This is a genomic window from Psychrobacter sp. TPE 89C, from assembly GCF_055522395.1.
The window spans coordinates 35,320-47,501 of record NZ_JBVFXW010000025.1; the positions used below are offsets into that span (position 1 = coordinate 35,320).

The 12,182-nt window shown below is 41.6% G+C and carries 12 protein-coding genes; 1 reads left to right on the top strand and 11 read right to left on the bottom strand.

What is annotated here, in order from left to right:
- Positions 1–237 precede the first annotated feature (237 nt).
- Positions 238–639 carry a hypothetical protein gene (locus ACZW67_RS08945; protein WP_465182971.1) on the top strand — a complete coding sequence of 134 codons (402 nt, stop codon included), beginning with the start codon at positions 238–240 and terminating at the stop codon, positions 637–639.
- Positions 640–1,099: 460 nt separating this feature from the next.
- Here ACZW67_RS08945 and ACZW67_RS08950 read toward each other — a convergent pair whose 3' ends face one another.
- The 11 genes from ACZW67_RS08950 to ACZW67_RS09000 form a co-directional block, all read right to left on the bottom strand.
- Positions 1,100–1,618: a phosphate-starvation-inducible protein PsiE gene (locus ACZW67_RS08950; protein WP_110922311.1), complete on the bottom strand. Its 519-nt coding sequence runs from the start codon at positions 1,616–1,618 to the stop codon at positions 1,100–1,102.
- 108 nt (positions 1,619–1,726) lie between these two features.
- Positions 1,727–2,596 (bottom strand): bifunctional methylenetetrahydrofolate dehydrogenase/methenyltetrahydrofolate cyclohydrolase FolD, encoded by an 870-nt coding sequence (gene folD / locus ACZW67_RS08955; protein ID WP_465182972.1) that lies wholly within the window; start codon positions 2,594–2,596, stop codon positions 1,727–1,729.
- Positions 2,597–2,893: 297 nt separating this feature from the next.
- Positions 2,894–4,345, bottom strand: a complete 1,452-nt coding sequence (locus ACZW67_RS08960; RefSeq protein ID WP_465182973.1) for a capsule assembly Wzi family protein — start codon at positions 4,343–4,345, stop codon at positions 2,894–2,896.
- Between the two features lie 107 nt (positions 4,346–4,452).
- A complete protein-coding gene (locus tag ACZW67_RS08965; protein WP_465182974.1) occupies positions 4,453–5,652 on the bottom strand; it encodes a DegT/DnrJ/EryC1/StrS family aminotransferase in 1,200 nt (399 codons plus the stop codon).
- Positions 5,653–5,715: 63 nt separating this feature from the next.
- Positions 5,716–6,357: an acetyltransferase gene (locus tag ACZW67_RS08970; protein ID WP_465182975.1), complete on the bottom strand. Its 642-nt coding sequence runs from the start codon at positions 6,355–6,357 to the stop codon at positions 5,716–5,718.
- A 5-nt stretch (positions 6,358–6,362) separates the two neighbouring features.
- On the bottom strand, positions 6,363–6,956 hold the full coding sequence (locus tag ACZW67_RS08975; protein WP_465182976.1) for a sugar transferase: 594 nt from the start codon (positions 6,954–6,956) through the stop codon (positions 6,363–6,365).
- Positions 6,957–7,016: 60 nt separating this feature from the next.
- A complete protein-coding gene (locus tag ACZW67_RS08980; protein ID WP_465182977.1) occupies positions 7,017–8,171 on the bottom strand; it encodes a glycosyltransferase family protein in 1,155 nt (384 codons plus the stop codon).
- A complete protein-coding gene (gene wecB, locus ACZW67_RS08985) occupies positions 8,171–9,301 on the bottom strand; it encodes a non-hydrolyzing UDP-N-acetylglucosamine 2-epimerase (RefSeq protein WP_465182978.1) in 1,131 nt (376 codons plus the stop codon). The genes ACZW67_RS08980 and wecB overlap by 1 nt, the downstream gene beginning before the upstream one ends.
- A 9-nt stretch (positions 9,302–9,310) precedes the next feature.
- Complete coding sequence (wbjC, locus tag ACZW67_RS08990) at positions 9,311–10,423, bottom strand: UDP-2-acetamido-2,6-beta-L-arabino-hexul-4-ose reductase (protein WP_465182979.1); 1,113 nt, start codon at positions 10,421–10,423, stop codon at positions 9,311–9,313.
- Positions 10,424–10,425: 2 nt separating this feature from the next.
- Entirely contained in the window at positions 10,426–11,460 is a 1,035-nt protein-coding gene (locus tag ACZW67_RS08995) for a polysaccharide biosynthesis protein (protein ID WP_465182980.1), read from the bottom strand.
- Between the two features lie 8 nt (positions 11,461–11,468).
- Positions 11,469–12,182: glycosyltransferase (locus tag ACZW67_RS09000; RefSeq protein ID WP_465182981.1), on the bottom strand; the 714-nt coding region annotated here is incomplete at its 5' end.

Consider the following 12,182-nt stretch of genomic DNA (forward strand, 5'->3'; position numbering starts at 1 on the left):
GATGCTATGCCTATTTAACATAGTAATTACGACTCTACCCTCTGCTGTAGTCAGTCCTAAATAAAAGAGATACAAACTACAACTACGCGATACAGAGATACATTTTTCTTGCTTGCTGTGCCTACGCAGACAGAGGCTGCGCAAAATGTAACCTGTATCGCTGTATTTATTTTATAGTGGATCGCCTATATCCTTATGTTTTGACATAATACGACTGGAAATTTATTAAGGTTTTTTATGCGCTTGTCTCATCTTATTCGAACCGTGACTTTTGTGGCCACTGCTTTGGTGCTTGCGGCTTGTGGCGATGACGACTCTAACACGGCTATCGCTATCATTGATGGGACACCGCCTTTATTAACCACCGATAGTAACTTTACGGATGGCTATAGCACGACTACAAATCTATTTGTCTCAGGCCAAGTACAAGACAGCAATGGGGTTAAATCGCTGACTTATACACTCAACGAAGAGTCGGCACACACTGTAGAAGTGGATACGGAAGGATATTTTAACGATCGTATCTTGCTGGCCTCAGGTAGCAATACTATCCTCTTAGAAGCCATAGACAATGCCGGTAATATCATGCGTTCAACCAAAACGATTTATGTCGAAAATAATTATTTAGAAAGTGCCTAGGGCATGTCCTCAATTCAAACGATAGTAATCTAACTGGGCTAAAAACGGCTAAATTTTGTCAAACATCGTCAAATAGCTGGTTAATATCTCGATATTATCTACACTATTTTTCTCGTTTGACGGCAATTTATCTCATTTCTATCTCCATTTTTGAAATGAGGACACACCCTAATTAGTAGGTGCTTATTTAAAAGGCGCTTATGTAAAACGCCCCTATTTAGAAAGCCCTTATTTAGAAGGTGTTTATTTAGAAAGTGCTGTCGCCGAAATAGGAAGAGGATAGCAGTTAGGTACATGATTAAAAGATTGATAAACACACCTAAGTTAACGCTCTTGACCCAAGTGAACATCTAGGGAAGATATTTAAATCGCTAAAAGTAAAGTATAAGATTTGAATAAACAATAAAAAAGGGCTACCCGTTGGTAGCCCTTTTTTGTGTCACATCAGCCAGTCAAAATGTCACTCGCGGCGATGTTTCGTATGACTATCGGGTACTTTTGCGTCATCAGGTAGCAGCGCTTTGACCGTTAGGTTTGCATGCTGCTGATCAAGATTGTCTTCGGGACGCCCGAATGTCCTCGCTGTCCATGTCAGCACAACGATAGAAGCACTTAATACCATAATAGCCACAGAAATCGTCGCCAACAGCCATAAATGGAAGTAATCTGAGACGGCCTGCACATCAACCACCAAGTGACGTGATAAAGCCGTTATCGCAATAAATATCAAAAATTGTACGGGCAGACGATGGGTTTTAAAATAAATACCTATCATGGCCAGTAGCTCAAGATAAATAAATAGCATCAAGATGTCTTTTAAATCTGCCGAACCTTTTTGGACAATACCAACAAACTCTTTACCTGCCGTCCACACGACGACCACACTGATTAGAAATAAGATAACGTAATGACAGATATCGACAAACTCTCTACCGATACTCTGTAGTCGCTCATGAATACCTACGTTTTTTTTAGCCATGTTTAGGTCCTATCAACTAAAATGTGGTTGATTTAGCCTGAGTTGTTATTGCCTCAGGCCCCTTATATGTCCGCAATCAGTATTCCTATCACACTCTTTTTAATCGAACTACAAACCTGCTGACTTTTCAGCGGCATCAACGGTCTGACGAATCAAGGTATTGATGGTCATTGGACCCACTCCACCAGGTACTGGCGTATAAGCACTGGCGATGTTCTCTACACCTGCTAGCTCGATATCACCCACGCCGCCATTATCAGTAGGGTGGAACCCTGCATCGATGACGACCGCGCCCGCTTTGATCCACTCTGCTTTAATCAATTCTGGCACACCTACAGCGCCAACCACGATATCAGCACGCTTAATATGCGACGCTAAATCCTGAGTTCTAGAATGGCAAATGGTCACTGTACAGTTAGCGTTCAATAGCATCATCGCCATTGGTTTACCCAAGATGGCACTACGACCAACGACCACTGCTTCTTTGCCTGAGAGCTCAATATTGTGGTGCTCTAACAAATGCATGATGCCCTGCGGCGTACATGAACCATAGGCTGACTGCTGCATAGCCATACGACCAAAGCCAAGGCAGGTAACACCATCGACGTCTTTTGCCAAATCGATCTGCTCAAAACAAGCACGTTCATCGATATGCGCAGGGACAGGATGCTGTAGCAAAATACCATGTACGTCTGGATTATTATTCAGCTCGTCTATCTTTGCCATGAGCTGCTCAGTAGTGGTCTCACTTGGCATCTCAACTCGTATAGAGTCCATACCCACACGCTTACAGGCATTGCCTTTCATACGTACATAAGTCGCAGAAGCCGGATCTGCACCAACTAATATAGTCGCCAAGCTCGGCGTACGTCCCGTCTTATCCTTGATAGCATCCACGCGCGTGCGCAGTTGCTCTTCTATTTGCTTGGCAAGTGATTTGCCATCTAAAACAGTAGCGGACCCTTGGGCAGTTGACATAGTGACTCCAATAGAGAAAGCGGAAAAAAATAAGGACAGCGCGCGTAAGTATCCTTACATGCCTGTCCTTTGCTTAATAAGCGTTTGATTGATTATAGTATTGTACCTGCCTACGTCTAAAAATCCTAGCCTGTATTGGGGCATGTCCTCAATTCAGTCGGCAGTCATCTAAATGAGTTGTTATATAAAAGAAAAAAGCACTAAGCTTATGACTATCATTAAAAAAAACGGTCTACTAAATTATAGTAGACCGTTTTTTGGTTTCCCAAAATTCTAAACTATTCATCACTCTGTCACTTAGTAGGTCTGAAACTCAACCCCTACACCTGCACCAATATCGCCAGAGCGATGGTCAGCATCGACTGCCCATACTTTGGTCGTCACTTTGGTCAACGGCTGCAATTGATGCTCCCAAGCAACGTCGATACCTGTCAGCTTATCAGTCATTGAAAAAGCCTGATTAATGGCTTCATCCGCCTGATTGACTTTTGCATACTGTACTTTTGCATTAATAAAGTTACGGTTATCGAGCCACAAGCGACCACCAAGCGCGAGACTTTCTGCATCGCCGCCTAGGGCATATCCTAATGGAAAGCCCTGCTGATAATAGCCGTCTGTATAGATACTATGGTCATAAGAGATACCTCTTACCTCACCACTAGTACGGGTGTCTGTATACTCCGCATAAAGCTGATAAGGCTTACTGTAAACAGCAGACGCATAATCAAAACCGGCCAAATACATATTTTTAGCTGGCAAGCCACCTGCTTCATCTTCACCTACATATTGACCATAAACGCTCGCAGGTAAATTAACCAATGGCGCTAAATTCAAACGTGCATCAAAACCACCCAACTGATTGGCAGGATCGTTACCAGTATCACCTACTGAGGTATCATTATCTCTAGTTCCTAGTAATGCATCACCAAATGAGTCAAGGCTCTCTGAACGACCTTCACCGCCCCACATAAAGGTACGTGACGCACCCACTTCCAACCATTCCCATGGGCTAGCAGTCAATCGGGCGCCAAATAACTTAGCATCTGGAATTGCCTCATAATCCTCTAGCTGACCCGCAAATAGCTGGTACTGCCAAGGTCCGACCCATGATAAATATTTCGATGTAGACGCTGTTTGCTGATCACGCTGCATGGTAAAACCTGCAACTGGTAAGCTTGCATCACCTCGAATAAGGCTACCATCATGCCCAGGTCCCCACCATGTTGGAACTTTACCCGCGATTAACCATTGGTTGGCAGCAGTACCTGCAAGGTACGAACCCTCAAAGCTAACATCTGAGCTGTCGTTGATAAGTTTGTCATTTTTTAAATTGGCTTGTAGATTAAATTCCCACTCCGCTTCGCTAAGCGATACCCCAACGCTTGCTTGTTGACCTGCAAGTTGATCGTTATCAAACGTCTGTGGTAGCTGATCTCTGTCGGTTTGGATATGCAGCGCTGCCGATCCTTTTACCACTGAGTCACGGTTCTGATTCAATCGCATTTTTACCGACTGCAGGATCTGCTGCTGTGCTGGCGTATGAGCATTAGCAGTATTTAAAGCACGTTTGATCTCGTTAGCCGTTAGCGGCCAAGTACTAGTGCTAATCTGTGCGACCCCTTGAGTATTCAACCAATCAAGATCTGCCTTAAGCTTTAAATCGTTCATATACAGATTTTGCGCCGATGCTAGCATAGACACTGATGATAAGACACCAAAACCCAATAAAATACTTAGCTTCTTGTACATAATCAAATACTCTTTGGTTATAAAGGGTTTATTGTGAATACTATGGGTCAAATATCAATTTGCATTAACGTAACTAAATTCAAATTAATTCAATAACTGATATATTATTAGTTATGCATGTTAGCAAAAACGCTATCAATAGCTTCTACTGTCTGCGCAATCTCAGCAGTGGTGAGCGTTGGGTGCACCAAAAACATCACACTGGTCTCGCCCATCTGCTTCGCCACTGGTAAGCTTACCTTTGGACGTAGACCGGTACCATCAAAGGCCTTTTCTAAGTACACCTCAGACGCCGTACCAGAGAAACATGGCACGCCTAATGCATTAATCTCTTGAATGATGCGATCACGCGTCCAGCCAGCAGGTAAGCTTTCAGGCTGCACATAGACATAAAGCTTATAGTACGCATGTTTAGAGTCTGAAAACTGCGGTGTGTCTTCTAACGTAGGCAAGATCAGATAGCCCTTCTCTGCCCATTTGGCACAGGTCTCTAATATTGCATGGGCATTAGTAGTACGCTTGGCCGTCCAATCACTCATTCGCTCAAGCTGGATACGACCTATGACAGACTGCATCTCCGTCATGCGCCAATTGGTACCAAAGCTCTCATGCAACCAGCGGTAGCCGGGCGCATGCTCTTTCTCATAAACGGCTGCATAGCTCTTGCCGTGGTCTTTATACGCCCACATCTTGCGCCATAGCTGCTCGTCATTGGTGGTAACCATACCGCCCTCACCGCCCGTGGTCATAACCTTATCTTGGCAAAAGCTCCATGCGCCAATATGACCAATACTGCCCACGCTACGGCCTTTGTAATGCGCCCCATGTGCCTGCGCGCAGTCTTCTATCACATATAAGTCATGCGCATCAGCCAAGGCCATGATGCTGTCCATGTCACACGGCCAGCCTGCCAAATGCACACATATAATGGCACGGGTGTTTTTCGTCAGTACGGCACTGATAGACTCTGCAGTGATATTGCCAGTGGCTTCATCGACATCAGCAAATATAGGTGTTGCCCCAGCGTTAATCACACAAGAGATACTGGCGATAAAGGTGCGCGGCGTGACAATCACTTCATCGCCTGCTTTAATATCGAGCGCCCGCAATGCCAAGTCTAACGCTAGCGTACCATTACCCACAGCGATGGCGTAGCTGCTGTCTGCCCAAGTGGCAAACTCTGTCTCAAATTCACGACTCTCGGTCCCTGTCCAATAGTTTACTTTATTAGATAGGAGCACTTGGCTAACGGCGTCGGCTTCTTGTTGAGTAAAACTTGGCCACGGAGAAAAGGGAGTGTTTAGCATATATGCCTCAAAGGTTATTCGTAATAACGGCTGATAAACAGCGACTAACGGATTATAAAATAACTATGCTTTATGTAGTAGCCTAGCAGGGTTACCCACTACCACGGCTCCAGCAGGAACGTCTTTGGTGACGACTGCGCCCATACCCACAATCGCACCTTTGCCAATAACCAAAGGCTTATCTGGTGTGCCTTGCTTGATAATAGCACCAGCACCAATATACGCATGGTCATGAATATGAACATTGCCATTACAGCCAGCTTGAGGCGCAAAAGTAACATAATCACCGATTGTACAATCATGAGCAATATAGCTATGAATATTAGCGTGAAATTGTTTACCAATTTTGATATTCGACGTCAAATGTGTAAAGTGACATAATATAGCCCCTTCACCAATCTCAACACTATCTAATACCACAGAGTTAGATGCTTTTACAGATAGAATTGTCAAGTTATCTTGATTGCATTTAGTTTCTAAAATTTCACGTACTTTGCTTTCTGCAATTGCGAAAACTACTGATTTATCTGTGTACGGTAACTCTAAATACTCCTTGTAGTTATAAACTAAATAACCATTAAGCTCACTTTCTTGCGAACCATCATCCACAAAACAAAGCTGAGCACCGATATACTGTTCACGAACTAAAGGCAATACTTCTCGACCAAATCCACTTGCACCATAAATACCAATTAATTTTTGCATGCTAATTATTTATTTCCTTTAAATTTACTCATGGTTGCTTCTCCATCCGCACTAATGCCATCTTTGATCAGCACTTTTTTAACGGTTTTAAACAAAATCTTGATATCTAACCATAGCGATTGATTGTCTACATACCATGTATCGAGCTTAAACTTCTCATCCCAACCTATCGCATTACGCCCATTGACTTGGGCATGACCCGTGATACCTGGGCGTGCATCGTGACGTCTAGCTTGCTCATCACTATATAATGGTAAATATTCCATCAATAATGGACGCGGGCCTACCAAACTCATATCACCCTTAACGACGTTCCATAGCTCGGGCAGTTCATCGAGACTACTGTTGCGCAGTTTTTTACCAAATGTAGTAAGACGTTCACTGTCCTCTAAAGGATTACCATCTGCATCTGTCGCATCTTTCATAGAGCGAAACTTGATCATTTCAAACGGCTTGCCATTTAATCCAGGGCGCGTTTGACGAAACAACACTGGCGAGCCTAGGTTTTTACTGACTTTATAAGCAGTGAGAGCATACACAGGAGATAAAATAACCAATGCAGTTGTAGCGGCTGTGATGTCGAATAGGCGTTTTATCATATCCAGTCCTAAGCTTGTCTTATATTTAATTTTTAGAATCGCTGTGTATTATTGGTTTACTTACATCAAAATTTCTTTCAGAGCGTTTGCATGATACTGAGGCGTTAATTCTTGAAGCATATCAGTAGAAACATCAAGCTCAGGTAATGATTTTTTCTCTAACTCATGAAATAAATTTACTAGCGACTCTAGATTAGGTTCGGCAACATAACCGAGTTTATTAGTATCTACCCATTCAGCAACACTAGTATCTTTGCCACAAATAGCCACTATCTGACAACCTGCGAATACATAAGATGAAGATTTACTTGGAAAGGCATACTTGGTGACTTCATCATCAATTGGCATCAATCCAAAGCTATATTGACGTAATAACTCAGAGGCTTCATTTGCCGGTAGAACGCCTAAGTAAGTCACATTCTCAAACCGAGTGGCTAATTGTTCAATTTCGCTGCTATAGACTCCACCACCTGCAAATACAAAAGGTAAACTACCTCCATTATTGATATAACTGCTGATAGCCTCTATTAGTAATGATATTCGCTGTAATCTCCCAGCGTTGCCACAATAAACAAAGCCTTTAATTCTATCGTGAATATCATCAGATGCCAGTGAAGCAGCCTTTACAGAAGGGTTATTGAGTAGTTTTATAGGCAACTGACTACTGGCTCTTTTGTTTAAGTAAGATTTCATTTGTTCAGTTAAGGTAATAATCGTAGAAGCTTTTTTTACCGTTTTATTATCAATTGATGAGATAAGTCGGGTCACAATATTACGTTTGCCAGTGACAATAGAGGTTATCTCTGGATGAATATCTTGTAAATGATAAACATAATCCTTACCAAATAGCTCGCAATACCAGCGTACAGCTAAAGGCGTAAAAACGGGTGGGTTTGTCGCAACGTAAACTTTATCAGGGCGATGATATATCAAACTAGTAAAGGTAAAGCCGGTGAATAGTAGCAACTCTAAGATCCTAAACACCATATTGCTAGATGAATCCGTTAATGCAGGTAAAGTCGAGAATATAACCCCTTGACCTCGCTTTTCTTCTTGAAGTTTGTTTAAGAAGTCCTTACCAACTTGAGTAATCACTAAAGATTGTTTATCGTCGACTAGTATCTCTGACAGCAGTAATAAAGCCTCGCCAATCGCAGGGCTTTCTGGCCAAAAACCACGGCTGACAATCGCTATCTTTTCTTCTTTATTACTCATTAGTATTTTTTCCACACTACACGGTTAATATAGTCGGTATAACTCAAAATAATACGCACTACTTTTTCGCTAACATTGGGCATACTATAATCTTCAACCAAACGTAACGTTCGATCTACTCCGCGTTTCTGAGATTCTAAGATATCAAGGCCTTGTAAAATACGTTCAGCTGTTAGCCCAACCATCATGACAGCTGCTTCTTCCATACCTTCAGGGCGCTCATGTGCTTGGCGCAAATTCAATGCTGGGAAGTTTAAGATAGAGGACTCTTCATTGATAGTGCCACTGTCTGACAATGACGCTTTAGCCGATAATTGCAGCTTATTATAATCACTGAAACCAAGCGGTTTAAGCAGCTGTACTAAAGGATGAAACTCAATATTTAACGCTTCAATACGGTTACGGGTACGAGGGTGTGTAGACACAATCACAGGAAACTGATATTTTTCTGCCACGGTATTAAGCATGTCAACCAAATCTAAAAAGTTCTGATCTGAATTGATATTTTCTTCCCGATGAGCACTGACAATGAAGTACTGATGCTCTGTTAAATCTAAAGTTTCTAGAATATTAGACGCTTCAATCTTAGCCTTATAGTGATTGAGCACCTCGAACATAGGACTGCCTGTTTTGACCACTAAATCAGCGGGTAAACCTTCGGCAAGCAAATAATCACGAGCAATTGTGCTATAGGTCAAGTTCATATCAGCAGTATGATCAACGATACGGCGATTAATCTCCTCAGGTACGCGCATATCAAAGCAGCGATTGCCCGCTTCCATATGAAAAGTCGGTATCTTTCGACGCTTGGCTGGGATAACTGCCATACAGCTATTAGTATCACCAAGTACAAGGAGTGCCTCTGGCTGTACTTCTTCTAAGACTTTATCTACCCCGATGATGACATTACCAATAGTTTCCGCACCTGTCGTACCCGCCGCATTCAAAAAATGATCAGGCTTACGAATACCTAAATCAGTGAAAAATATTTCGTTTAATTCGTAATCGTAATTCTGACCAGTGTGTACGATGATATGATCAAAATACTTATCACAGGCTTGCATAACTCTTGATAGTCTAATAATCTCTGGACGTGTCCCTACGACAGTCATTAGCTTTAACTTATTCATAATAAACTCTTAATCTGTTATTGGCATTGCATAAGTATCAGGGTTTTCACGGTCAAAAATCTCATTTGCCCACAGCATAACAACCAACTCGTCATCCCCAACATTGGTGATATCATGCGTCCAACCAGGTACAGTTTCTACGATTCTTGGCTCGTCACCACAGGTCTGCAACTGATAGAATTCACCAGTTATCACCTCTTTGAATTTAAATAATGCAGTTCCTTTAATCACCAAAAACTTTTCTGTTTTGGTATGGTGATAATGTCCACCACGGGTAATACCTGGATGCGCGGTAAAGTATGAAAACTGACCTGCATTAGGTGTTTTAAGCATTTCAACAAATACGCCACGCTCATCACCATGTTTGGGAATACTATAATCGAATTGTGACGGCTGTAAGAAACTAAGATAAGTAGAGTATAAGGCACGAACTAGTCCTGTACCCACTGGAGCTGTGATCAGGCTATCTCGTGAATCTTTGAATTCATTCAAAGTCTTGGCTAAATCACCCACGCTAATCTGATATTCAGGCGCGATGAAAAACTGTTGCTCAGCGATAAGACTGCCTTGTAGCATGCGCCAAAACGTATGTACCACATCATCTATATAGACTAAGCGAATCATGGCATCCGCGTCATTCATCTGAATAGGCAAATCATTGGCAACGTTATAGCAAAAAGTCGCTACAGCAGAGTTATAGTTAGGTCGTGACCATTTACCAAACACATTGGCTAAGCGACAAATATAAACTGGATTACCTTGAGACTTATTAAGCTCAAGTAATGCTTGCTCACCACCAAGTTTGCTCTGTCCATAAGCATTGTCACGCTCTGCTTGGATAGATGAGGATAGAATAATAGGCGTGGCTTTGTTTGCGTTCTGCAAAATATCAGCAATCTGTTGCGTTAGCGTGATATTGCCATCGATGAACGCTTGCTCATCCAGTGGACGATTGACTCCTGCTAAGTGAACGATCCAATCAGCCGCAATAACGACTTGTTCTAAGTCTCGCACTGTATCGTCTTTATTGTAAGTCAGTATGCTAATATCTGGCTTTTCGGATAAAAACTGAATGAGGTTTTTCGCGATAAACCCATTTGATCCTGTCACTAAAATATTCATGGCTATGCCTCCGGATCAATATGCTGGCCCTGGGTTAAAGCACGAATAAAATTTAACTTTAGCAATAATTTTTTCATACCTTCGATATCTAGGCGTGTCGTATTGTGTGAGTTATAGTCCTCAATCTCAGTAATTTTCAAATCACCTTGTTCAACATACTTTTCATAATTTAAATCCCGCTGATCTGCAGGCACTCTGAAATACTCTCCATGATCGATGGCAACGGCCATTTCTTCACGGCTCAGTAATGCTTCATATACTTTTTCGCCATGTCGCGTTCCCATAATAACAATAGGATGTTGATCAAGATTTAATAGTCCTGTTAATGCTTGTGCCAATACTTCTACAGTCGCGGCTGGTGCTTTTTGTACAAAAATATCACCATTTTTTCCATGTTCAAACGCGTAAAGCACCAAGTCTACTGCATCCTCTAAAGTCATCATGAAGCGTGTCATGTTAGGATCAGTGATCGTAAGCGGTTTGTTCTGATGGATTAAGTCTACAAACAATGGAATAACCGATCCACGAGAGGCCATCACGTTACCATAGCGTGTACCACAAATAACGGTGTCTAAGCCTTCTAAGTTCCGTGACTTAGCAACCATCACTTTTTCCATCATGGCTTTGGATATACCCATCGCATTGATAGGATAAACTGCTTTATCTGTACTCAAGCAAACCACTCGTTTGACTTTGTTCTGAATGGCAGCTTCCAATACATTTTCAGTACCAAGCACATTGGTCTTTACTGCTTCCATTGGATGAAACTCACAGGAAGGCACTTGCTTTAAGGCCGCTGCATGATAGATATAATCAACGCCACGAGTTGCGTTTAGTATACTTTGATAATCTCTAACATCACCAATATAAAACTTAAGCTTAGGGTTGGCGTAGATCTTACGCATGTCATCCTGCTTTTTTTCATCACGACTAAAAATACGTATCTCGGCAATATCGGTATCTAAAAAACGCTTAAGAACAGCATTTCCGAATGAGCCTGTACCGCCTGTGATGAGTAACGTTTTATTTTTGAACATTTAAACTCCTAAATAGAATTAATAAACTTTTTCAGCCTTGATCCTTGAGCTATAATTGATCGAGTATCTACTACAAAATCTCTACCTTCCATACCTTTCTGCCTCAGAACATGACGTTCTTGAGAATCTATAAACCTCAGTTTATTAGTTATACCACGTACTGTCTCATCATCGATGATGTAAACATAGGGTAAATACTCATCTGATAATGAAGGTAGATTGGTTGTTAATAAAGGTATACCAAGTGACATATATTCAAGAACCTTAGACGGGAATGAATAGCGAACAAAATTATGGTTGGAAGGTCTAGGATTAATTAGACAATCTGCAAGTAACAGCATTTCCTGAAGTTGCTCCGGGTGAATAAAGCCTTCATATTTAATATTTTCGTAAGTATGAGAAATTTCAAGTAAGTACTCATGTAAAGGCCCTTTGCCGTATATATATAAATCTATTTCTGGAACATTAGCTGCGGCTTGTGCAAGACTTTTCACTCCATACTCATCATTCAGACCACCTGCATAAGCAAACCTATAACGTTGTTTGCTATCATCATTCATTGTATTAACACTTTTATTAGGGATAAATGGAAGTCTAGCAAATCCATCTACTACCAAATAAGGAGCTTTAAGTGAATGATCTTCAATAAACATTTCGCTTAAAGTTATTATTCCATCCATTTTCTCAAGTAATGAAAAAATAATTTTCTTATCTAATTTTCG